24 protein-coding genes are annotated in these 22570 nt (G+C 75.4%); 17 read left to right on the forward strand and 7 right to left on the reverse strand.

Features of this window, described 5'->3' with window-relative positions:
- Positions 1-11: 11 nt before the first annotated feature.
- Both ABD335_RS01635 and ABD335_RS01640 read right to left on the reverse strand, forming a co-directional pair.
- Positions 12-941, reverse strand: a complete 930-nt coding sequence (locus tag ABD335_RS01635; protein ID WP_344320166.1) for a polysaccharide pyruvyl transferase family protein — start codon at positions 939-941, stop codon at positions 12-14.
- 14 nt (positions 942-955) lie between these two features.
- A complete protein-coding gene (locus tag ABD335_RS01640; RefSeq protein ID WP_344320167.1) occupies positions 956-1183 on the reverse strand; it encodes a DUF6480 family protein in 228 nt (75 codons plus the stop codon).
- A 71-nt stretch (positions 1184-1254) separates the two neighbouring features.
- On the opposite strand from ABD335_RS01640, the gene ABD335_RS01645 reads away from it, so the two are divergent.
- From ABD335_RS01645 to ABD335_RS01700, 12 genes are all read left to right on the forward strand, one after another.
- A complete protein-coding gene (locus tag ABD335_RS01645) occupies positions 1255-2217 on the forward strand; it encodes a UDP-glucuronic acid decarboxylase family protein (RefSeq protein WP_344320168.1) in 963 nt (320 codons plus the stop codon).
- Between the two features lie 221 nt (positions 2218-2438).
- Positions 2439-4076 carry a carbamoyltransferase family protein gene (locus ABD335_RS01650; RefSeq protein ID WP_344320169.1) on the forward strand — a complete coding sequence of 546 codons (1638 nt, stop codon included), beginning with the start codon at positions 2439-2441 and terminating at the stop codon, positions 4074-4076.
- Entirely contained in the window at positions 4073-5149 is a 1077-nt protein-coding gene (locus ABD335_RS01655; RefSeq protein WP_344320170.1) for a glycosyltransferase family 2 protein, read from the forward strand. Before ABD335_RS01650 ends, ABD335_RS01655 begins: the two co-directional genes overlap by 4 nt.
- Positions 5146-5826, forward strand: coding sequence for a D-glycero-alpha-D-manno-heptose-1,7-bisphosphate 7-phosphatase (locus tag ABD335_RS01660; protein WP_344320171.1), 681 nt, complete (start codon positions 5146-5148; stop codon positions 5824-5826). Before ABD335_RS01655 ends, ABD335_RS01660 begins: the two co-directional genes overlap by 4 nt.
- Positions 5823-6899 carry a glycosyltransferase family 9 protein gene (locus ABD335_RS01665; RefSeq protein WP_344320172.1) on the forward strand — a complete coding sequence of 359 codons (1077 nt, stop codon included), beginning with the start codon at positions 5823-5825 and terminating at the stop codon, positions 6897-6899. Before ABD335_RS01660 ends, ABD335_RS01665 begins: the two co-directional genes overlap by 4 nt.
- Positions 6896-7858: a glycosyltransferase gene (locus tag ABD335_RS01670; RefSeq protein ID WP_344320173.1), complete on the forward strand. Its 963-nt coding sequence runs from the start codon at positions 6896-6898 to the stop codon at positions 7856-7858. Before ABD335_RS01665 ends, ABD335_RS01670 begins: the two co-directional genes overlap by 4 nt.
- Complete coding sequence (locus tag ABD335_RS01675; RefSeq protein ID WP_344320174.1) at positions 7855-9084, forward strand: glycosyltransferase; 1230 nt, start codon at positions 7855-7857, stop codon at positions 9082-9084. The genes ABD335_RS01670 and ABD335_RS01675 overlap by 4 nt, the downstream gene beginning before the upstream one ends.
- The gene (locus tag ABD335_RS01680; protein ID WP_344320175.1) at positions 9081-9782 is read left to right on the forward strand and encodes a D-sedoheptulose-7-phosphate isomerase; all 702 of its coding nucleotides are present in this window, start codon (positions 9081-9083) and stop codon (positions 9780-9782) included. The genes ABD335_RS01675 and ABD335_RS01680 overlap by 4 nt, the downstream gene beginning before the upstream one ends.
- Positions 9754-11232, forward strand: coding sequence for a D-glycero-beta-D-manno-heptose 1-phosphate adenylyltransferase (rfaE2, locus tag ABD335_RS01685; RefSeq protein ID WP_344320176.1), 1479 nt, complete (start codon positions 9754-9756; stop codon positions 11230-11232). Before ABD335_RS01680 ends, rfaE2 begins: the two co-directional genes overlap by 29 nt.
- An 8-nt stretch (positions 11233-11240) precedes the next feature.
- A complete protein-coding gene (locus ABD335_RS01690; protein WP_344320177.1) occupies positions 11241-12212 on the forward strand; it encodes a glycosyltransferase family 9 protein in 972 nt (323 codons plus the stop codon).
- Positions 12209-13081, forward strand: coding sequence for a glycosyltransferase family 2 protein (locus ABD335_RS01695; protein WP_344320178.1), 873 nt, complete (start codon positions 12209-12211; stop codon positions 13079-13081). Before ABD335_RS01690 ends, ABD335_RS01695 begins: the two co-directional genes overlap by 4 nt.
- Positions 13071-14021 (forward strand): glycosyltransferase family 2 protein, encoded by a 951-nt coding sequence (locus ABD335_RS01700; RefSeq protein ID WP_344320179.1) that lies wholly within the window; start codon positions 13071-13073, stop codon positions 14019-14021. The genes ABD335_RS01695 and ABD335_RS01700 overlap by 11 nt, the downstream gene beginning before the upstream one ends.
- A gap of 57 nt (positions 14022-14078) precedes the next feature.
- Here the strand turns inward: ABD335_RS01700 and ABD335_RS01705 are convergent, their stop codons facing one another.
- The gene (locus ABD335_RS01705) at positions 14079-14480 is read right to left on the reverse strand and encodes a ChaB family protein (RefSeq protein WP_344320180.1); all 402 of its coding nucleotides are present in this window, start codon (positions 14478-14480) and stop codon (positions 14079-14081) included.
- A gap of 160 nt (positions 14481-14640) precedes the next feature.
- Between ABD335_RS01705 and ABD335_RS01710 the strand changes: the two genes are divergently transcribed.
- Positions 14641-15075: a DUF2267 domain-containing protein gene (locus ABD335_RS01710; protein ID WP_344320181.1), complete on the forward strand. Its 435-nt coding sequence runs from the start codon at positions 14641-14643 to the stop codon at positions 15073-15075.
- 72 nt (positions 15076-15147) lie between these two features.
- Here ABD335_RS01710 and ABD335_RS01715 read toward each other — a convergent pair whose 3' ends face one another.
- On the reverse strand, positions 15148-15498 hold the full coding sequence (locus ABD335_RS01715) for a DUF8129 domain-containing protein (protein WP_344320182.1): 351 nt from the start codon (positions 15496-15498) through the stop codon (positions 15148-15150).
- A 194-nt stretch (positions 15499-15692) separates the two neighbouring features.
- Between ABD335_RS01715 and ABD335_RS01720 the strand changes: the two genes are divergently transcribed.
- The gene (locus tag ABD335_RS01720) at positions 15693-16508 is read left to right on the forward strand and encodes an SAM-dependent methyltransferase (protein WP_344320183.1); all 816 of its coding nucleotides are present in this window, start codon (positions 15693-15695) and stop codon (positions 16506-16508) included.
- Positions 16505-18697: a putative bifunctional diguanylate cyclase/phosphodiesterase gene (locus ABD335_RS01725; protein WP_425583522.1), complete on the forward strand. Its 2193-nt coding sequence runs from the start codon at positions 16505-16507 to the stop codon at positions 18695-18697. Before ABD335_RS01720 ends, ABD335_RS01725 begins: the two co-directional genes overlap by 4 nt.
- 110 nt (positions 18698-18807) lie before the next feature.
- On the opposite strand, the gene ABD335_RS01730 is transcribed toward ABD335_RS01725, so the two are convergent.
- On the reverse strand, positions 18808-19152 hold the full coding sequence (locus ABD335_RS01730) for a DUF3140 domain-containing protein (protein ID WP_344320184.1): 345 nt from the start codon (positions 19150-19152) through the stop codon (positions 18808-18810).
- Between the two features lie 80 nt (positions 19153-19232).
- Positions 19233-19721 (reverse strand): redox-sensitive transcriptional activator SoxR, encoded by a 489-nt coding sequence (soxR, locus tag ABD335_RS01735; protein ID WP_344320185.1) that lies wholly within the window; start codon positions 19719-19721, stop codon positions 19233-19235.
- Positions 19722-19778: 57 nt separating this feature from the next.
- Here soxR and ABD335_RS01740 point away from each other — a divergent pair, with 57 nt between their 5' ends.
- Both ABD335_RS01740 and ABD335_RS01745 read left to right on the forward strand, forming a co-directional pair.
- Complete coding sequence (locus ABD335_RS01740; RefSeq protein WP_344320186.1) at positions 19779-20501, forward strand: transketolase; 723 nt, start codon at positions 19779-19781, stop codon at positions 20499-20501.
- Positions 20502-20584: 83 nt separating this feature from the next.
- Positions 20585-21502 (forward strand): transketolase family protein, encoded by a 918-nt coding sequence (locus ABD335_RS01745; RefSeq protein WP_344320187.1) that lies wholly within the window; start codon positions 20585-20587, stop codon positions 21500-21502.
- 54 nt (positions 21503-21556) lie between these two features.
- On the opposite strand, the gene ABD335_RS01750 is transcribed toward ABD335_RS01745, so the two are convergent.
- The gene (locus tag ABD335_RS01750) at positions 21557-22477 is read right to left on the reverse strand and encodes an alpha/beta fold hydrolase (protein WP_344320188.1); all 921 of its coding nucleotides are present in this window, start codon (positions 22475-22477) and stop codon (positions 21557-21559) included.
- Positions 22478-22570 lie beyond the last annotated feature (93 nt).

Consider the following 22570-nt stretch of genomic DNA (forward strand, 5'->3'; position numbering starts at 1 on the left):
CGGCGGGCGGCTCAGCCGCGCACGGCCGCCGGACGCTCCCGCAGGGCCGCCACCAGCGCGGCACCGGGATCGTCCTGCTCGGGGAGGTCGCGGAAGGCGTCCCTCCTGCGCCGCGCCGCCGCCCGCCCCGAGACCAGGCACCACCTCCACCAACGGTCCAGCTCCCCCGGCGTGAGCCGCTCGACCGGGACCAGGGCGGGCCACCGGTACGCCCGCGCCTGGGCGGTCACCTTCGCGCCGCCCGCCACCGGGTCGACGGCCAGCGCCGGCACCCCGGCGCACAGGGCCAGCACCAGACCGTGCAGCCGGTCGGTGACCACCACGTCGAGCCGGGCCAGGACGGACTGGAACTGGGCCGAGGTGCGGCACAGCCGCCAGTCGTCGCGGGCCAGTCGGGTGTCCAGCTCCACCCGGGCGCAGTCCCGTTCCGCGAGCCAGCCGGTGACCCGCTCGGCGACCTCGGCGTGGCGGCGGCGCCGCCCGTACTCGCCCTGCCCGCGGGTGAGCACCACCCCGGCGACCGGGGTGGCGGGCTGCCGGGGCGCGGCGGCTGCCAGGTCGGGGTACGGCCGGACGCCGGGCGCGTCGCGCGGCAGGACGCGGTGGAAGCCGCGCACGGCGGGGTCGTCGGGATCTATGACGGACACGCCCACGGCGATGCGCACGCAGCGGGCGTAGCGCTCGTGGAGTGCGGCGACCCGGGGGCCGTGGAGGGGGCCGCAGACGAAGACCAGATGGCTGTACCGCTCGGGGTGGGCGTCCTCCAGGCTCAGGGCGTCGGGCCGGAAGCCGGGACTCCAGGCGGTGTCGTAGGGAATGCCGGAGCGGTCCAGCACCTCCTGGACGCGGCGCAGGGCCAGCTCGTCCCCGGCCGTGACCTCGCCGTGCAGGAAGGTGAACCACCCCGTGAGCAGTGCCCTCCGTGTTTTCCGTGCTGTCATTCGGGGACTCGGAGTCACAGCGCCACTGCGTAGGCGATGAAGAACGCGGCCACGAGGACCGCCAGGACCAGCAGCGCGATCAGCGGAACGGGGCCCCATCCGCTGGGCGTGTTGGCGTTCTGGTCCGGAGCTCCCGCGGGCGTGCTGCTCTCGCCGGGCGGCGTCTCGCCGGGCGGCACTCCGCCGCCGCCCTCGAGGCCGGGCGTCCGCTTCGGGTCCGGGTCCGGGTGCGTGTCGTTCATGTCTCCCGAGTACGCAGCAGGCCACCTCCTTACACCAGCCACAGGGAATCCACAGGGAATGAGGTTGCTCGATGAAGGGTGAACGTGACCGGCGGGCCGTGGTGACCGGCGGCGCCGGGTTCGTGGGCTCGCACCTGTGCGAACGGCTGCTCGACGACGGCTGGCGGGTGGTCGCCGTGGACAACCTGATCTCGGGTGCCGAGGGCAACGTCGCCCCTCTGCTCGACCGTCCGGGCTTCGCCTTCCTGCGGCGCGACGTGTGCGCGCCGGACGCCCTGACGGACCTGCCCGGCGGCCCCTTCGACCTGGTGTTCCACCTGGCCTGCCCCGCCTCCCCGGCGGACTACCTGCGGCTGCCGCTGGAGACCCTGGAGACCGGCAGCAGCGGCACCCGCAACGCCCTGGAACTGGCCGCCCGCGACGGCGCCCGGATGGTGCTGGCCTCCACCTCCGAGGTGTACGGCGACCCGCGGGTCCACCCGCAGCGCGAGGACTACTGGGGCAACGTCAACCCCGTCGGCCCGCGCAGTGTCTACGACGAGGCCAAGCGGTACGCCGAGGCCCTGGTCACCGCCCACCGGCGGGCGCGCGGCACGGACACCGCGATCGTGCGGATCTTCAACTCCTACGGGCCGCGGATGCGGGCCGGGGACGGCCGCGCGGTGCCCACCTTCATCCGTCAGGCCCTGGCCGGCGAGCCGCTGACGGTGGCCGGGGACGGCAGCCAGACCCGCTCGCTGTGCTACGTCGACGACACCGTGGCGGGCATCGTGGCGCTCGCGGAGAGTAACCTCGCGGGGCCGGTCAACATCGGCGGCGAGGAGGAGACCACGGTGCTCGACATCGCCCGCCGGATCGTCAAGCTCACCGGCTCCTCGTCCCCGATCACCTTCGTCGAGCGCCCCGGCGACGACCCCGCCCGGCGCCGCCCGGACACCACGCTGGCCAGGGAGAAGCTGGGCTGGGAGCCGCGCGTCGACTGGCAGGAGGGGCTGGAGCGGACCATCGAGTGGTTCGCCCGCCGGGCCGCCTGACGCCTCTTTTCACATCCTTTCGCGCCTTTCCCGCGCCTTTCCCGCGTTTTCCCAGGTCCTCCCCCGCGCCGCGACCGGCCCGCGCCGCCCGCTCTCGTTCACTCTCGGGAGTCGGTTCCCCCCGAAAGAGTCGATCTCTCACGTTTGACGGCGCTGCTGAGGGTAACCACGGAGGCCAGGCATCCCGGCGCCACGCGGGACGGACAACGGAGGCACTCTCTATGCGCATCCTCGGCATCAACGCCGTCTTCCACGACCCGGCAGCGGCGCTCGTGATCGACGGCAGGACGGTCGCGGCGGCGGAGGAGGAGCGGTTCAGCCGACGCAAGCACGGCAAGCGGCCGGTGCCCTTCTCCGCGTGGGAGATGCCCGAGCAGTCCGCGGCCTGGTGTCTGAGGCAGGCCGGGCTCACCCCCGCGGACCTCGACGCCGTCGCCTACTCCTTCGACCCCGACCTGGCCGCCCCGGCCGACTCCCTCGGCCTGAACGACCCGTGGGACCACCTGCGCCAGGAGTACGCCCGGCGCGCCCCGTCCTTCCTCGCCGAGGCGCTGCCGGGGCTGGACCCGTCCATCGTCCGCTTCGTGCCCCACCACATGGCGCACGCCGCCTCCGCCGGCATCGCCGGACCCCACCGCGACACCGCCGTGCTGGTGCTCGACGGCCGCGGCGAGTCCGCCTCCCACCTGTCCGGGCGCTACCACGGCGACCGGTTGGAGGTGCTGGCCGCCCAGCGGCTGCCGCACTCCCTCGGGCTGGTCTACGAGGAGCTGACCGAGCACCTGGGCTTCCTGCGCTCCAGCGACGAGTACAAGGTGATGGCGCTCGCCTCCTACGGCAAGCCGCGGTTCCTGCCGGAGCTGCGGGAGTGGGTGCACGCCACCGGCAAGGGCGGCTTCCGGGCGCACGGGGTGGAGTGGGCCTCGCTCGCCCCGGCGCGCCGGCCGGGCACCGAGTGGACGCAGGAGCACGCCGACCTGGCCGCCAGCGCCCAGGCCGTGCTGGAGGAGACCCTGCTGGACCTGGTGAGCTGGCTGCACGCGGAGAGCGGCGGCGAGGAGCTGACCATGGCCGGCGGCGTCGCCCTCAACTGCGTGGCCAACTCCAGGATCGCCGCCCGGGGCCCCTACCGCCGGGTGTGGGTGCAGCCCGCGGCCGGCGACGCGGGCACCGCGCTGGGCGCGGCCCTCCACCTGGCCGCCGCGCACGACGAGTCCCCGCTTCCGATGCCCGGCGCCGACCTGGGCCGCGGCTGGACGGACGAGGAGATCCGGAGCTTCCTCGACGAGGCGGCCGTCCCCTACGAGCGGCCCGCCGACATCGCCGAGACGGTCGCCGAGACCCTCGCCGCCGACGGCATCGTCGCCTGGTTCCAGGGGCGCAGCGAGTACGGTCCGCGGGCCCTGGGCCACCGTTCGCTCCTCGCCCACCCGGGCCGGGCGGAGAACCTGGACCGGCTCAACCGGGTCAAGGGGCGCGAGGAGTTCCGCCCGGTGGCCCCCATGGTCCTCGAACGCCGGGCCGCGGAGATCTTCGACGGCCCGCTCCCCAGCCCGTACATGCTCTTCGTGCACGACGTGGCCCGCGAGTGGCGGAGCCGCATCCCGGCCGTGGTGCACGTCGACGGCACCGCCCGCATCCAGACCGTCGACCCCGACGGCGAGCCGCTGGTGGCGCGGATGCTGGACGCCTTCGAGCGCCGCACCGGACTGCCGGTGGTGGTCAACACCAGCCTCAACACCGCCGGACGCCCCATGGTGGACTCCCCCCGCGACGCGCTGGAGTGCTTCGGCTCCTCGCCCGTGGACCTGCTGGCGATCGGCCCGTTCGCGGTCCGCCGCGGGAAGGCGTTCGCATGAGCGCCCCCCACCAGGCCGCCACCGACTACTCCGTGGTCATACCCACCGTCGGGCGCCCCTGTCTGGCGGACTGCCTGGCGGCGCTCGGCGAGTCGATCGGCCCCGAGCCGCGCGAGATCGTGATCGTGGACGACCGTCCGCAACCCGAACCGCTCCGCGAGGAACTGCCGCTGGACGCCCTGGGACCGCTGCGGGAGCGCGCCGGCGTGGTGCAGACCGGCGGCCTGGGCCCGGCCGGCGCCCGCAACGCCGGCTGGCGGCTGGTCACCGCCCCCTGGGTGGCCTTCCTCGACGACGACGTGCGGGTCGGTGCCCGCTGGCGCGAGGCCCTCGTCCGCGACCTGGCCGACGCCGACCCCACCGTCGCCGGGGTGCAGGGCATCCTGGACGTGCCGCTGCCCACCGGACGGCGGCCCACGGACTGGGAGCGCAACACCGCCGGACTGGCCCGCGCCCAGTGGGCCACGGCCGACATGGCCTACCGCACCGAGGCGCTCAAGGCGGTCGGCGGCTTCGACGAGCGCTTCCCCCGCGCCTTCCGCGAGGACGCCGACCTGGCGCTGCGGATCCTGGACGACGGCTGGCGCATCCGCCGCGGCAGCCGGCTGACCACGCACCCGGTGCGGCCCGCGGACCGCTGGGTGTCGCTGCGCATGCAGCGCGGCAACGCCGACGACGCGCTGATGCTGCGGCTGCACGGCCCCACCTGGTGGCGGCGGGCCGCCGCGCCCAAGGGCCGCATCCGCCGCCACACCCTGACCACCGCCGCCGGGCTGGCGGCGCTCGCCCTGGCCGCGGCCGGGCGGCGGCGCGGTGCCGCCCTGGCGGGGGCGGGGTGGCTGCTGGGCACGGCCGAGTTCGCCCGGGCCCGGATCGCCCCGGGGCCCCGGACCCGCGAGGAGGTCGCGACCATGCTGGCGACGAGCCCGCTCATACCGCCGCTGGCGGTCTGGCACCGGTTGGCCGGGACGCTGCGCCACCGCCACGCCTCCCCCTGGGACGCGGTCGGGGGCCGCGCGGACGGGACCCCCGGCCCCGCCGGGAACGGGAGCGACCGGGAGGGCGAGGCATGACGGCGGTGCGCGCGGTGCTCTTCGACCGGGACGGGACCCTCGTGGAGGACGTCCCCTACAACGGCGACCCGGCGCTGGTGCGTCCGATGCCGGGCGCGGTCGAGGCGATGGCGCTGCTGCGCTCCCGCGGGGTGCCGACCGCGGTGGTCACCAACCAGTCCGGGATCGCCCGCGGACTGATCGGCTGGGACGACATGGGCCGGGTGCACGCCCGGATCGACGAACTCCTCGGCCCGGTGAACGCCTGGGCCGTCTGCCCGCACGGCCCCGACGACGGCTGCGCGTGCCGCAAGCCCGCCCCCGGCCTGGTGCTGGACGTCGCCCGGCGGCTGGGCGTGGCCCCCGCCGAGTGCGTGGTCGTCGGGGACATCGGCTCCGACATGGGCGCGGCGCGGGCCGCGGGCGCCCGCGGCGTCCTGGTCCCCACCCCCGTCACGCTGCCGGAGGAGGTCCGGGACGCGCCGGTGGTCGCCCCCGACCTGCTCACCGCCGTGCGCGCCGTGCTGGACGGCGCGCTCGACGTGCCGGGCGGCCCGCCCGGAGGGCACGGCCGGGAGGGCGCCGGCCCGGACCGGGCGCCGGTGTCCGTCCCCGTCGGGGAGCGCCCCGCCGTCCGCCGTCCCGCGCACGTCCTGGTCCGTTCCGCCGCCCGACCGACCGCCCGGAGGCCGTCATGAGAGCTCTGGTCGCACGCCTGGACAGCTTCGGCGACGTGCTCCTGGCCGGTCCGGCGGTGCGCGCCGTGGCGGCGCGCGCCGAGCGGGTGACGCTGCTGTGCGGCCCGCGCGGCGCCCCCGCCGCGCGGATGCTGCCCGGCGTGGACGAGGTCCTGGTCTGGGACGCCCCCTGGGTGGGCTTCGACCCGCCCCCCACCGACCGGGCCGGCGTCGACAAGGCCGTCGAGGAGATCGCGGCCCGGCGCTGCGACACCGCCCTGATCCTGGCCTCGGCCCACCAGAGCCCCCTGCCGACCGCGCTGGTGCTGCGGATGGCGGGCGTCGCGCGCATCGCCGCCGACAGCGTCCACTACCCCGGTTCCCTGCTGGACGTGCGCCACCGGCGCGACGAGCACGCGCACGAGGCGGAGGCCGCGCTGGCGCTGGCCGAGGCGGCGGGCTTCCCGCTGCCCGCCGGCGACGACGGACGGCTGCGGGTGCTGCCGCCGCCCTCGGCGCGGACGCTGGCCGGCCCGCCGGGCTACGTCGTCCTGCACCCGGGGGCGAGCGTGCCCGCCCGCCACTGGAGCCCGGAGCTGTCGGCGAAGGCCGTGGCCGCCCTGGCCGCGGCCGGGCACCGGGTGGTGGTGACCGGCGTGCCCGAGGAGCGCGAGCTGACCGCGTACGTGGCGGGGTCGGACGGGCTCGACCTGGGCGGGCGCACCTCCCCGGAGCTGCTGGCCGGGGTGCTCGCGGGGGCGAAGGCCGTGGTCACCGGGAACACCGGGCCGGCCCATCTGGCCGCCGCCGTGGGAACACCGGTGGTCTCGCTCTTCTCCCCCGTCGTCCCGGCCGAACGCTGGGCCCCCTTCCGCGTGCCGCTGGTGCTGCTGGGCGACCAGCGGGCGCCGTGCGCCGGCACCCGGGCCCGGGTCTGCCCGGTCCCCGGGCACCCCTGCCTGGACCGGGTGACCCCGGAGGACGTGGTCGCCGCCGTGGAGAAGGTCGCCGCCGAAGGCGGTCGACACGGAACGGCCGCCGAAGGCGGTCGACGGGAAACAGCCGCCGAGGACGGCCGGGGAGGTGCCGTATGAGGATCCTGCTGTGGCACGTGCACGGCTCCTGGACCACCGCGTTCGTCCAGGGCCCGCACACCTATCTGGTGCCCGTCACCCCCGACCGGGGCCCCGACGGGCTCGGCCGCGCCGTCACCTTCGACTGGCCCGACAGCGTGGTGGAGTCGACGCCCGAGCAGCTCCGGGAGACGGACGTCGACCTGGTGGTGCTCCAGCGTCCGCACGAACTCGACCTCGCCGAGCGCTGGTTGGGCAGACGGCCGGGGCGCGACGTCCCCGCCGTCTACCTGGAGCACAACGCGCCGGACGGGAACGTGCCCGACACCCGTCACCCCATGGCGGACCGCACGGACCTGACGATCGTCCACGTCACCCACTTCAACCGGCTGTTCTGGGACTGCGGCTCCGCGCCCACCACCGTCATCGAGCACGGGATCGTCGACCCCGGGCCGCTGTGGACCGGTGACCTGGCGCGGGCGGCCGTGGTGGTCAACGAGCCGCTGCGGCGCGGTCGCACCACCGGAACCGACCTGCTGCCCCACTTCGCGCGGACCGCGCCCCTGGACGTCTTCGGCATGCGAACCGAGGGGGTGGCCGAGCGGCTCGGCCTGCCCGAGGACCGCTGCCGTTCCCACGACCTCCCCCAGCGGGAGCTGCACCGGGCGATGGCCAGGCGACGGGTGTACGTCCACCCGATCCGCTGGACCTCGCTCGGACTGTCCCTGCTGGAGGCCATGCACCTGGGCATGCCCGTGGTCGCCCTGGACACCACCGAGGCGTCCGAGGCCGTGCCCGAGGGAGCCGGGGTGCTCTCCAACCGGCTCGACGTACTGACCGACGCCGTGCGCGACTTCATCGCCGACCCCGCCCACGCGCGCGCGGTCGGCGAGAGGGCCCGGACGGCGGCGCTGGCCCGTTACGGGCTGTCGCGCTTCCTGGACGACTGGGAACGGCTGACGAAGGAAGTGACCCGATGAGGATCGCCATGGTGTCCGAGCACGCGAGTCCCCTCGCGGCGCTCGGCGGCCCCGACGCCGGTGGCCAGAACGTGTACGTCGCCCACCTGTCCAAGGCGCTCGCCCGGCGGGGTCACCTCGTCACCGTCTACACGCGTCGGGACGCCCCCGAGCCGCCCGACCGGGTGCCGTTCGGCCCCGGCGTCACCGTCGAGCACGTGCCCGCGGGACCGGCGCGGCCGGTGCCCAAGGACGACCTGCTGGAGCACATGCCCGCCTTCGGCGCCCACCTGGCCCGCCGCTGGTCCGCGCAGCGGCCGCACGTGGCGCACGCGCACTTCTGGATGTCGGGGCTGGCCGCGCTGGCCGGCGCGCGCGGGCTGGGCGTCCCCGTCGTGCAGACCTTCCACGCCCTGGGCACCGTCAAGCGGCGCCACCAGGGCGCGGACGACACCAGCCCGCCCGAGCGGATCGACGTGGAGCGGCGGATCGGACGCGAGTGCAGCCGCATCATGGCGACCTGCACCGACGAGGTGTTCGAGCTGACCGCCATGGGCGTGCCGCCGGAGCGCGCCTCCGTCGTGCCGTGCGGCGTGGACACCGACGAGTTCGGCCCCCACGTCCCCACCGAGGCCCCGACCGGCGGCGGCGGGCGGCGCTTCCGCCACCGGCTGCTGGCGATCGGCCGTCTGGTGCCGCGCAAGGGGTTCGACCAGTCGATCACGGCGCTGGCGGAGATCCCCGACGCCGAACTGCTGATCGCCGGCGGCCCCGAGCCCGCGCTGCTGGCGTCCGATCCCGAGGCCCGGCGGCTGCGGCGGCTGGCCGAGGAGCTGGGTGTGGCGGACCGGGTGCGGCTGCTGGGGGCCGTGCCGCACGAGCGGATGCCCGGTCTGATCCGCGGCGCCGACCTGGTGCTGTCCACGCCGCGCTACGAGCCGTTCGGCATCGTCCCGCTGGAGGCCATGGCCTGCGGGGTGCCGATCGTCGCCACCGGCGTCGGCGGCCATCTGGACTCGGTCGCCGACAAGGTGACCGGGCGGCTGGTGCCCCCCGGGGACCCCGGTGCGCTCGCCCGCGCCGTCAACGAGCTGACCGGCTCGCCGGAGCTGCTGCGGCGCTACGGCGAGGCCGGCCGGAAACGCGCCTTGGCCCGCTTCTCGTGGGAGCGGGTCGCCGACGGCGCCGAGCAGGTGTACGCCCAGGTGGTCTCCGGCCACCGCGTTCCGACGGGGGCGATCCGATGACGACGACACCCAGGACCAAGACCACCCGCACGTCCGCGCCCCACGCGGCGTCGAAGCCCGGGCACGGCGTCCGGGCCGCCCCGGTCGACGGGGCCGTGACCGCCCACTGCGACGCGCTGTCGCGGGCCCTCGTCCCCTTCCGCGCCCAGGCCGACACCGCACGGCGCTGGGGCGAGCGGCTGGCGAGGGTGCTGGCCGGCGGCGGGCGGCTGCTGGCGGCCGGGAACGGCGGCAGCGCCGCCCAGGCCCAGCACCTGACCGCCGAGCTGGTGGGCCGCTACCGCGAGGACCGTCCGCCGTTCTCCGCCATCGCCCTGCACGCCGACACCTCCTCCACCACCGCCATCGCCAACGACTACGGCGTGGACGAGGTCTTCGCCCGGCAGGTGCGGGCCCACGGCCGCGAGGGCGACGTGTTGATGCTGCTGTCGACCAGCGGTGCCAGCGCCAACCTGCTGTCGGCCGCCGAGGCCGGACGCGAGGCGGGGATGTCGGTGTGGGCGCTCACCGGCCCCGCGCCCAACCCGCTGGCCGCGGCCGGCGACGAGTCGCTGTGCGTCCGCGCGGACACCACCGCGACCGTGCAGGAACTCCACCTGGTGACGGTGCACATGGTGTGCGCCGCCTTCGACGCGGCGCTGGAGCACGTGCTGGAAGGGGGGACGGACGATGCCGCCGACGACACCGCCGACGCCTGAGGAGCCCTCGTTCCCGTCCGCCGCCACGCCGCTGGTGGTGGTCGGCGACGCCCTGCTCGACCGTGATCTGGTGGGCCACGCCGAGCGTCTGGCGCCGGACGCCCCGGTGCCGGTGCTGGACGACTGCGAGGAGCTGCTGCGTCCGGGCGGCGCCGCCCTGGCCGCCTACGTGGCGGCGCTCGGCGGACGCGAGGTCACCCTGGTGACCGCGCTGGGCGAGGACCCGGCCAGCGCGCGGCTGCGCGAGATGCTGGCCCCCTGGGTCACCGTGGCCGCGCTGCCGCTGGACGGCTCCCTGTCGGAGAAGACCCGCGTGCTGGCCGGGGGACGTCCGGTGGTCCGGATGGACCGGGGCGACGGCCGGGCCGCGGCGGACCCCTCCGGTGCCGTGCCCGAGGAGGTCCGCGAGGCCATCGCCTCGGCCCCGGCCCTGCTGGTCTCCGACTACGGCCGGGGCACCGCGGAGGTGGTGCGCGGACTGCTGGCGAAGCGGGCCGCCCGGGTGCCGCTGGTGTGGGACCCGCACCCGCGCGGCCGGGAGCCGGTGCCCGGCACCCGGCTGGTGACCCCGACGGCGAAGGAGGCCCGGCTGTTCGCCTCCCGTCTGGGCGGCGGGGACCGGCCGGGCTCGGCGGGCGGGACGGAGGAGCCGGAGAACCTGCACACGGCCGCCCGGCACGCGCGGGCGCTGGCCGACGCCTGGGGCGTCGGCTCGGTGGTCGTCACCCTCGGCGACCGGGGCGCCCTGCTCTCCTACGGCGACCATCCGCTGCTGGTGCCCGCGCCCGCCCGGCACAGCGGCGACTCCTGCGGCGCGGGCGACCAGTTCGCGGCCAGCGCCGCCGGACTGCTCGCCGACGGCGCGCTCCCCGAGACGGCCGTGCGGGGCGCGGTGGCCGCCGCCACCGGGTACGTGGCGGCCGGGGGCGCGGGCGCGCTGGCCTTCCCCGACCGGGCCGCGCCCCCGCCCCCCTCCGGCGAGGACGCCGAGCAGCTCGTGGCCCGGGTGCGGGCGGCGGGCGGCACCGTGGTGGCCACCGGCGGCTGCTTCGACCTGCTGCACGCCGGGCACGTGGGGCTGCTCCAGGCGGCCCGGCGCACCGGCGACTGCCTGGTGGTCTGCCTCAACTCCGACGCCTCCGTGCGCCGCCGCAAGGGTCCGGGCCGGCCCATCAACCCCCTGGCCGACCGCATCCGGGTGCTCCGCGCGCTGGAGTGCGTGGACGCGGTCGCGGTGTTCGACGAGGACACCCCGGAGGAGCTGCTGGGACGTCTCCGCCCGGACGTGTGGGTCAAGGGCGGCGACTACGCGCTCGCCGACCTGCCCGAGGCGGACCTGGTGGAGAGCTGGGGCGGGCAGGTGGTGCTGCTGCCGTACCTGGACGGCCGCTCCAGCAGCCGCATCGCGGCGCGCGCGGCGGTGTCCGTGGCCCGGAACCCGGTCCGGTGAGCGGCCGGGTGACCGATGCGGTGAACGGCTCGGCGGGCGCCCCCCACCGGCCCCGGGTGCTGGTGCTGCGCGCGCTGGGCCTGGGCGACCTGCTGGCCGGGGTGCCCGCGCTGCGGGCGCTGCGGCGGGAGTTCCGGCGGCACGAGATCGTGCTGGCCGCGCCGCGGGAGTTGGCGCCGCTGGTCCGCCTCGCCGGCGCCGTGGACACCCTGCTGCACGCCGCGGCGCCCGGCCGCGCCGTGCCCGAGGAGATCGACTGGCGGGGGCCGCCCCCGGACGTCGCCGTCGACCTGCACGGCAAGGGCCCGGAGAGCATGCGGCCCCTGGAGCGGCTGAATCCGCGCCGGCTGTGGGCCTTCGCGGCCCCCGACGGGCCCGAGTGGTACGCCGAGGAGCACGAACGGGACCGCTGGTGCCGCTTCCTGGCCCGGTACGGCGTCCCGGCCGATCCGCGGGACCTGCGCCTGCCCCGTCCCGACGCGGTCTCCCCCGCACCGGGCGCGGTGGTGCTCCACCCGGGCGCGGGGTCGCCGGCGCGCCGCTGGCCCGTGGAGCGGTACGCGGCCGTCGCCGCCGAGCTGCGGCGGGCCGGGCGCCGGGTGGTGGTCACCGGCGGGCCGGACGAGCACGATCTGACGGCGCGCCTGGCCAAGCTGGCCGACCTGCCCGACGCGGACGTCCTCGGCGGCCCGCCCCTGGACCGGCTGTCCGCGCTGGTGGCCGACGCCTCGGCCGTGGTGAGCGGCGACACCGGGATCGCCCATCTGGCGGTCGCCCACGGCACGCCCTCGGTCACCCTCTTCGGGCCGGTCCCGCCGGCGCTGTGGGGCCCGCCGGACCTGCCGCACCACAAGGTGCTGTGGCATCCCGGTCCGCCGGGGGACCCGCACGGCCGCGACCCCGACCCGCTGCTGCTGCGCATCCGGCCGGAGGAGGTGCTGGCCGCCCTGTCCCGCCTACCGGAGGTACGTGCCGCATGACGGACCCGTCGATCGGCGTGGTCATCGCCACCCGCAACCGCGCCGACAGCCTCGCGCGGACCCTGCGCCGGCTGACGGAGCTGCCCGAGCGACCGCCGGTCCTGGTGGTCGACAACGCCTCCACCGACCACACCCGCACCATGGTCTCGACGCTGTTCCCGCGGGTGAACCTGCTGCCGCTGCCCGTCAACCGCGGGGCGATCGCCCGCAACCTGGGCGTGGAGGCGATCGGCACCCCCTCTGTCGCCTTCAGCGACGACGACTCCTGGTGGGAGCCGGGCGCGCTGGCGCGGGCGGCCGAGCTGATGCGCCGGCACCCCCGGCTGGGGCTGATCGCCGCGCGCACCTGTGTGGGGCCCCGGGAGACGCCCGATCCGATCAACACGCTGTTGGACACCTCGCCGCTGGGCCGGGCCGAGGACCTGCCCGGCCCGCAGGTGCTGGGGTTCCTGGGGTGCGCCTCGGTGGTGCGGCGGTCGGCGTTCCTGGACGCCGGGGGGTTCCATCCGCTGCTGTTCTTCGGCGCCGAGGAGACCCTGCTCGCCTACGACCTGTCCGCCCGGGGCTGGGGGGTCAGCTACTGCCCCGAGATCACCGCGCACCACCATCCGGACCCCTCCCCCCGGTCCGGCCGCGGCGTCCGGGTGCGCCGCAACGAACTGCTCACCTGCTGGTTGCGCCGTCCGCTGCCGCTGGCCCTGCGCCGCACCCGCGCGCTGGCCGCCGAGGCCCGCCGCGACCCGGTGGCCCGACGCGCCCTGCGCGAGGTGCTGGTCGCCCTGCCCGCGGCCCTGCGCGCCCGCAGGCCCCTGCCGCCGTACGTAGAGGAAGCCGCACGCCGTGTGGAAGGACAACACCGTGGCCCCTGAGAGCACCGAGCCCTCCGCGACCGCCGAACTCGCCGAGACCCGGGACGCCGATCCCCGGGTCTCGGTCGTGGTGATCACCCACAACCGCCGCGAGGAGCTGTTGCGCACCCTGGGCCGGTTGGCCGAACTGCCCGAGCGCCCGGCGGTGTTCGTCGTCGACAACGCCTCCTCGGACGGCACGGTCGAGACCGTGGCGCGCGTCCACCCGTGGGTGCGGCTGCTGCGGGCGGAGCGGAACCTGGGGGCGGTGGGCCGCAACGTGGCGGTGGAGCGCGTCACCACCCCGTACGTGGCCTTCTGCGACGACGACACGTGGTGGGAGCCGGGCTCGCTGCGCGCGGCGGCCGACCTGCTGGACGCGCATCCGGGGCTGGCGGCGGTCACGGCGCGCATCGTGGTGGAGCCCGACGGCACCGAGGACCCGATCGTCGCCGAGCTGCGCGACTCGCCGCTGAGCGGGCCCGAGTGGCTGCCCGGCCCGGCGCTGGGCTCCTTCCTGGCCGGGGCGACCGTGCTGCGCGTCGACGCCTTCCGCGCGGCGGGCGGCTTCTCGCCGCGGCTGTGGCTGGGCGGGGAGGAGGAGTTGCTCGCCGTCGACCTGGCCGCGCGCGGCTGGTGGCTGGTCCATGCCGAGGAGCTGACGGTCCACCACGCGCCCTCGGCGGCGCGGGACGCGACGAGGCGCCGGGAGGACGGGCTGCGGAACACACTGTGGTTCACCTGGCTGCGCCGCCCGCTGCCCGCGGCGCTGCGCCGCACCTGGTTCCTGGCCCGTACGGTGCCGCGCGACGCGGCGTCGGCTCGGGCGTTCGGGCGGGCCCTGGCCGGGCTGCCGTGGGTGCTGCGCGAGCGCCGGGTGGTGCCCGCGGAGGTGGAGGGGAGGCTGCGGCTGCTGGAGGACGCACAGCGCCGCCCCACCGCCCGCCGGTACGTCGGCTGAGGCGGTGGAGCGGCGCCGGGGGCCGGACGCCCGCGGACGCGCCGCGGGCGCCGGGTCCTACGAGCGTGCCTTGCGCGTCTCGGAGCGGTTCGCCTTGCGGATGGCCCTCAGCAGTTCGTCCTTGGTCATCCGGGAACGGCCGTCGATGCCGAGCCGCTGGGCGATCGAGTACAGGTGCTCCTTGGTGGCGTTCTCGTCGACGCCCTCGCCGGAGCGTCCGCCCTTCCCGCGCGGGCGGGCGGCCCGCTCGTCCGAGGGCCCCTTGCGTCCGCCCTCCTTGCGCTCCCAGTGGTCGCCCACCTTCTCGAACTTGTGCTTGAGGGCGCTGAAGGCCGTCTGGTGGGCGCGCCGGCCCTCGCCGTACTCCTGCACGGCGGAGTCGTGCGCCTTGATCCAGGTGCGCTGCGCCTCCTCGGGAGAGCGCTCCAGGGTCGAAGGAAGCTCCTTCCGTCCTGGCACGTGCCTCACCTCCGATGGTCCGTATTCGTACCGGATTCCCCGCCTCCGACCACGGAAACGGAAGGTGTCGACACCCACCGATCGGGTCACCCGCATCCGGGGGTGGGGGAGATCGGAAGGTCCGGGAGGATCCGGAGCGCCCCGGAGGAAGGTGCGCACCATGCGCTACGAGGAGTTCACCGGCCAGGTACAGGCGCGTGCGGGACTGCCCGACCGGCAGTCGGCGGAGCGGGCCGTGCGGGCCACGCTGGAGACGCTGGCCGAGCGGATGCCGGACGGGGTGGCCGACCATCTGGCGGCCCAACTGCCCGGGGAGGCCGCGGAGTCGCTGCGTCGGGTGGTGGCCGGGGACGAGACCTCGCCGCGGCGCCGGGCCGACGCCCGCAGCCACGGCGAGCCGTTCGACCTGACCACCTTCGCCGGGCGGGTGGCCTGGCGGTCCCGGGTGCCGGAGGACACCGCCGTGCGGGAGGCGACGGCGGTCCTGGAGGTGCTGGACGCGGCGGTCTCCCCCGAATTGATGCTCAAGGTCGGCCACGTCCTGCCGGCGGACATCCGGGAGCTGCTGCCGTCCACCCGCGCCACGGAGGACTGATTCCGGGCACGCGGGAACCGGCCCCCGGGGCGAGGACAGGGCCCCGGGGGCCGGGACGTCCGGGGACGACCGTCAGCGGAAGCGGTTGCCCACCGGCTTGGCGGGCTGGTCGGGGGTTCCGTGCGGCGGCGGGTTGTACGGCTCCGGCGAGGTGGCCGGGCTGACGGGGGAGCCGCCGGGTTCGCCCTTGGGGCCGGAGGGCGGCACGCTGCTGCCGGGCGACTGGGGGCTGCCCTCTTCCAGTTGGCGGAGACGAGCCGTCAGCAGCGCGGTCACATGGGCACGGTCCGCGTGTTCGCGCTCGTAACGGAGCAGCTGTTCCAGAGCCTCGTGCGGAAGGGACCGGATGCGGTGCTCCAGTTCGCCCACGGACAGATGGTCGTAGTCGGGCAGTGGGAGTTCGCTGTGGTCGGTGGTGCTCATTCTCTTCGGGTTTCCGTGTCGACGGCCGGAAAACACGGTCGCCGTCGCGATTAACCACACGGAGGAACCGGGGCAAGCTATACGTAGCGGGTTGCGTCCGGAACGCAGCCGTCGAGAATCCGTGTACCTGTTCGCCTGGGATCAGTAGCCTCAGGAGTCCCAGTGTCATATTCGGCTACCGGTTGGAGACTTCCATGGAGCGTCCCGCCTGGGCTCCACAGGGCATCGACCCGTCCGTACCGAGCGTTTCCCGCATCTACGACTACTACCTGGGCGGGTCGCACAACTTCGAGGCGGACCGGGAAGCGGCCCGGCGGGCCATCGAGGCGTTCCCCGGGCTTCCCAAGATCATGCAGGCCAACCGCGCATTCATGCGCCGGGCCGTCCGCTTCGCCGTGGCCGAGGGCGTGACGCAGTTCCTCGACATAGGCTCGGGCATACCGACCTTCGGCAACGTCCACGAGGTCGCCCGGGCCGCCGCCCCCGAGGCCCGGGTCGTCTACGTCGACAACGATCCCGTGGCCGTGGCCCACGGCCGGGCCGTCCTGGAGGGCGACGAGGACCGCACCGGCGTCGTGTCCGCCGACCTCCGCGTCCCCGGGGACATCCTCGACAGCGCCGAGGTGAAGCGCCTGCTGGACCTGGAGAAGCCGGTGGCGCTGCTGCTGGTGGCGCTGCTGCACTTCCTGGAGGACCACGACGACCCGTGGGGGAAGGTGGCCGAGCTGCGCGACGCGCTCGCCCCGGGCAGCCTGCTGGTCCTCACCCACGCCTCGACCGAGGGCGGACCGCGCAGGCCGGAGCAGGGGGACGAGGTGGAGGGCGTCTACCGCGACATCGGCTCGCCGCTGATCCTCCGCTCCCGCCCCGAGGTGGAACGGTTCTTCGACGGCTTCGAGATGGTCGAGCCGGGTCTGGTGTCCATGCCGAACTGGCGTCCGGACGGCCCGGTGGACCAGGAGGATCCCGTGGTCTTCACGGGCTTCGGCGGAGTGGGACGCAAGGCGTGATCCCATCGGCCCGGAGACCGCCCGAGTCCGACCGCCCTCCCGCGCCGGACGGTCCCGACGATCTCAACGACGGACACCGCCGCTTCACCAGGATCTGGAGCCGCGCGGTCTACCCCGCCACGGCCACGTCCATGACCCGCGCCGAGTTCGAGAACCACCTGCTCCCCCTGGCACGCCTGCTCGGCGACGCGCTCCACGCCCGTCCCTTCGACCCGTCGCCGGGGCGCGCGGTGGGGGCGGCGCTCGTCGAGGCGCACTGCACCACCCCCGACGCGCTGACGCAGGTGCTCGGCGTGGTCGACGCCTACCTGCTGCTGTACTGCAGCGATCCGGCGGTGCTGCCCACCGAGGAGGGACGGGCCCGCTGCGCCCGGCTCCAGCACGCCATCTCGGCCGGGTTCGCCCAGGCCCTCCAGGAGCGCACCCGCTCCGAGCAGGAGGCGCTCTCCCGGGCCGCGCTCGCCGCGCGCGAGACCGTGGAGAAGGCCCTCCACGAGAGCGAGACCCGTTTCCGGGCCGTCTTCGAAGGGGCCGCCATCGGCATCGGGATCGCGGACATGGAGGGCCGCATCCTGGACGTCAACACCGCGCTGGCCAGGATGTTCGGCGGCTCGGAGCACCACGTGCGCAGCCGCCGGGTCTCCGACTGGGTCCATCCCGACGACGCCCCGGGCGTCTGGCGGTGCCACGACGAGCTGGTGCGCGGCGAGCGCGACCACTACCGGGTGGAGAAGCCGTACACGCGCAGCGACGGCACCGTGCTGTGGACCAACCTGACCGTCTCGCTGCTGCGCGACCCCGACGGCGAGCCGCGCTACATGCTGGCGCTGATGGAGGACATCACCGAGCGGCGGCTGCTGAACCTCCGGCTGCGCTACGAGGCCACCCACGACGCGCTGACGGACCTGCCCAACCGCACGATGTTCTTCGAGCGCCTGGAGCACGCCCTCTCCCCCGACTCCGGCACCGCCCGGATCGGCCTGTGCTACCTGGACCTGGACGGCTTCAAGACCGTCAACGACAGCCTCGGCCACGCCGTGGGCGACCAGTTGCTGGTCAACGTGGCCGAGCGGTTGCAGAGCTGCGTGACCTCCCCGCGCCAGATGGTGGCGCGGATCGGCGGCGACGAGTTCGTGGCGCTGGTGAGCGACCCGGTGTCGCCCTCGGAGGTGACCGACCTGGCCCAGCGGGCGCTGGACGCGCTCTCCACCCCGATCCCGCTGGGCGGCCGGGAGCTGGCCGTGCGCGCCAGCATCGGCATCGTCGAGGGGCCGGTCGGGGAGCTGACGCCGGCGGAGGTGCTGCGCAGCGCCGACATCACCATGTACCGGGCCAAGGCCCGCGGCGGCAACCGCTACGAACTGGCCGATCCCGACTCCGACGCCCGCACCATCAGCCGCCACATGCTGACCACCCACCTGCCCGCCGCCCTGGAGAAGGAGGAGTTCTTCATCGAGTACCAGCCGCTGGTGCGGATGGACGACGGCAGCGTGGAGGGCGCCGAGGCCCTGGTGCGCTGGGCCCATCCGCGCCACGGGGTGCTGGGTCCGGACCGCTTCATCCCGCTCGCCGAGCACACCGGGCTGATCGTGCCGCTCGGCCGCTGGGTGCTGGAGCAGGCCGTGCGGCAGGCGTGCGAGTGGCAGGTGCGCGGCATCGGCGGGGCCCGGCCGCTGCGGGTGAACGTCAACCTCTCGCCGCGGCAGTTGCGCCACCCGGAGCTGGTGTCGGAGACCGTGACGATCCTGGAGAGCGCCGGGCTCGCCCCGTCCTCGCTGTGCCTGGAGGTCACCGAGAGCGCCCTCATCCGCGCCGACGACGACGAGCTGAAGCCCTTACGGCAACTCGCCGACCTGGGCGTGCGGATCGCCCTGGACGACTTCGGCACGGGCTACTCCAACCTGGCGAGCCTGCGCCGGCTGCCCGCGAGCACGCTGAAGCTGGACCGGTCCTTCACCCGGGGTCTCCAGCGGCACCCCGCCGATCCGGTCGACCTCAAGGTCGTCGAGGGCATCGTCTCGCTGGCCCACGCCCTCGACCTGGCCGTGACGGTCGAGGGCGTGGAGACCGCGGTCCAGGCGGAGCAACTGCGCGAGCTGGGCTGCGATTCCGCCCAGGGCTGGTACTACGCCCGGCCCGGCCCTCCGGAGAGCCTGGGCTGCGCGCTGCCGATGGCGGCCGGGCAGTAGCGACCGCCGCCGGCACCGGGGAAGCACGGAAGGCGGAGCAGGGCGGAGGAACGCGCGCGGAGGTCCGGAGGGGATGTCCGGGGGAATCCGGAGAAGAGGGGCCGCGGGCGTCAGGTCGTCTTGACGGGGTCGTGCCCCAGCGACATCATCCGGTGCCGCCAGCCGGGGTCCCGTACGGCGTCCGCGACGCGCACCCGCTCGCGTTCGGCGGTGACGGTGTCCACCACCTCGCGCATCACCCGGACGTCCTCGTCGGTGAGGTCGGTGCGCCGCTTCCGCAGGATCGCGAGCACCTGCTGCCCCTTCTCCGAGCCGGCCCGTTCGGGCAGCTCCTCGCCCCGTTCGCCGGCGTCGCTCGTCCTGAGCCAGGCTCCCAGCTCGTTCGAGGTCATGTTGACCACGCCGTGGAACTCGTCCCACAGCGCTTCCAGCTCCGGTTCGGAGATGTCGGCCATCGTGTTGCACCTCCCGGGTCTCGCGCCGGGCGAGTGCCCGTGCGCGACCGGGGGGAAACCCCGGCCGCGCGGCCGGGGCCTCAGCGGCAGCGTCCCGCCTCCACGGGCTCCGGCTCCGGCTCGGTCTCCTCCATCAGGTAGCGGGCGCCCGAGCCGCGCGTCCCGGCGACGTCGTGCGGGTTGTACAGGCCGCACTTGCGCAGGCTGAGGCAGCCGCAGCCGATGCAGCCGGTCAGCCGCTCCTTGAGCCGCTCCAGCTCGGCGATCCGGTCGTCGATCCTCCGTTGCCAGGTGCGGGCCACGGTGTTCCACTCCGTGGCGTTGGGCGCCCGGTCCGCGGGCAGCCGGTCCAGTGCGACGCGGACCTCCTCCAGGGACAGGCCGACCCGCTGGGCGGCCCGTACGAAGGCGACCCGGCGCAGCGCGGTGCGGGGGTAGCGACGCTGGTTGCCCGAGGTGCGCTCGGAGTGGATCAGCCCCAGCTCCTCGTAGTAGCGCAGGGCGGAGGGGGCGACGCCGGAACGGGCGGCCAGTTCGCCGATGGAGAGTCGTCCGTCTCGGTCGGTCATGACGCCGAGCATATCCGACTTGACCTCAAGGCGACTTGAGGTTGCAACCTCCTGACCATGACAGCGAACTCCATCCCGCCCCCCGCCGCGCCGGACCGCGCGTACGGGTACGCCGACCTCCCCGCGCTGATGTCCCTGATGACCGGCGACGAGAAGCACGGGCCGGCCGCCACCTCCACCCTGGACGCCCTGTGGGTCCTCTACGACCGGGTGCTGCGCGTCTCCCCCGCCCGCGTCGACGACCCCGGCCGGGACCGCTTCCTGCTCTCCAAGGGGCACGGCCCCATGGCGTACTACGCCGTGCTCGCCGCCCGGGGCTTCCTCCCCGTCGACCGGCTGTCCGGCTTCGGCTCCTACGACTCCCCGCTGGGCCACCACCCGGACCGGACGCTGGTCCCCGGCGTCGAGATCGGCAGCGGCTCGCTCGGGCACGGGCTCCCGCTGGCCGTGGGGATGGTGCTCGGACTGCGCGCCCGGGGGCAGGCCGACCCGCGGGTGTGGGTGCTGGTCGGGGACGCCGAACTGGACGAGGGCAGCAACCACGAGGCCATCGCCTTCGCCGGGGCGACCGGGCTCGACCGGCTGCACACCCTGGTGATCGACAACTCCTCGGCCTCCCACGCCCTGCCCGGCGGCATCGCCGCCCGCTTCACGGCCGCGGGCTGGTCGGTGGCGACCGTGGACGGCCGCGACCACGAGGCGCTGTACGCCGCGTACACCCGGCCGCACCCCGGACGTCCGCACGCGGTGATCGCCCGCGTCGAGCCCAAGAACGCCTGACCCCCGCCCCTTTCCTCTTCCGTCCCCTCTCCGTTTCCTCCCCTCCCCCGAGCCGTCCTCCCGCCGAAAGGGCCCCCTCCACCGTGGACACCATGCGCGAACGCTTCGCCTCCGTCACCTCCCGCCTGCTGGACGAGGACCCGCGCCTGGCGGTCGTCCTCGCCGAGATCGGCGTGGACGGCTTCCGCCGGGCCGCCGAACGCCACCCCGACCGGGTGATCAACGTCGGCATCCGGGAGCAACTGCTGATCGGAGTGGGCGGCGGACTGGCCCTGACCGGGCTGCGCCCGGTGCTGCACACCTTCGCCTCCTTCCTGGTCGAGCGCCCCTTCGAGCAGGTGAAGCTGGACTTCGGACACCAGGGGGTGGGCGGGGTGCTGGTGAGCGCCGGGGGCTCCTACGACTGGCCGGCCGGGGGCTTCACCCACATGTCGCCGGGCGACGTGGCGCTGCTGGACACCCTGGACGGCTGGACCGTCCACGTGCCCGGCCACCCCGACGAGGCCGAGACCCTGCTGCGGCACGCGTACGGGGCCGGGGACGAGAAGGTGTACGTCCGGCTGTCGGCGCAGACCAACGCCCGCCCCCGGCCGGTCACCGGCGAGGGCCTCCTCACCGTCCGGCGCGGCCGGCCCGGGACCCCCGTGGTGGTGGCGGTCGGTCCGCTGCTGGACGGCGTCCTCGCCGCCTGCGAGGGCCTGGACGCGACGGTCCTGTACGCCGCCACCGTCCGCCCCTTCGACGCCCGGGCCCTGCGGGCGGCCGTCGCGGACGCGGACGCGGCCGAGGTCGTCCTCGTCGAGCCGTACCTGGCGGGCACCTCCACGGCCGCGGTCGCCGACGCCCTCGCCGACGTTCCGCACCGGGTGCTCGGGCTGGGCACCGCGCGGGCCGAGCTGCGCCGCTACGGCACGGTCGAGGAGCACCTGGCGGCGCACGGACTGGACCCCCGCTCGCTGCGGGAGCGGATCACGGCCTTCACCGCCCGCGCCGCCCGATGACCGCCGTCCGCCCGACCGCCGCCCGCGTCGGACGTCCGACGCGGGCGGGCGTCCTCACACGTGCCGGTCGAGCCAGGCCAGCAGGTCGGCCTGGACCTCGTCGCGGTTGGTCTCGTTCAGGATCTCGTGCCGGGCGCCCTCGTACGCCCGCCAGGTGACCTCCCGCAGCCCCAGGTAGCGGAAGTCCTCCAGGAGTTCGTAGACCAGCGTCATGCCCTGGTGGCAGGGGTCCCGGTCGCCGACCGCGACGTGCACCGGCAGGTCGCGCGGGACGCGGTCGAGCTGCCGCGGGTCGTTGATCTTGCGCACCCCGAGCACCCAGTCCAGCGACAGGCCCGCGCTGAACGGGAAGCCGCACGCCTCGTCGGCGACGTAGCGGTCGACCTCCGACGCGTCGCGGGAGAGCCACTCGAAGCCGGTGCGGTGTTCGTAGGGGTCGTTGAAGGAGGCGAAGAGGTCGGGCACGAAGGCGGAGAGGGCACCGCGGCCCCCGCGGGCGATCTCCTCCTCCAGCCGCTCCACCGCGGTCTGCGTCTCCGCGCCGGGCAGCGAGCGGAACGTCCCCGAGAGGATCAGTCCGGCCAGCTCCCCGCCGTGTTCCTGGGCGTAGTCCCGGGCGAGCTGCGAGCCCATGCTGTGCCCGAGGAGGACGTGGGGGACGCCGGGCACCTCCGCGCGCAGCCGGTCGCCGACCGCCTTCAGGTCCTCCACCACGGCCCGCCAGCCGCTCTCCCCCACCACGCCGTATCCACCGGTGTGGCGGGCGGTGGCGCCGTGGCCTCGGTGGTCGGAGGCGACGACCGCGTAGCCGTGGTCGGCCAGGAAGCGGGCGAACCGGTCGTAGCGCCGGGCGTGTTCGGCCGCGCCGTGGGCGATCCGCACCAGCGCGCGGGGCGGTGTGTCCCGGGGCAGCCAGGTGTAGGTGGCCACGGGCACTCCGTCGGACGCCTCGGTGGTGTCGACTCTCGGGGTCACGGCTTCCGTCCCTCCTCGTGGATGCGCCGAGACGTCCCTTCCCCACCGTGAACTCCGTCGAACACCGCGTGCGTCTCGGCCGGTTCGGCGGGA

It is taken from the genome of Streptomyces macrosporus (assembly GCF_039533145.1).
Lineage (GTDB): Bacteria > Actinomycetota > Actinomycetes > Streptomycetales > Streptomycetaceae > Streptomyces > Streptomyces macrosporus.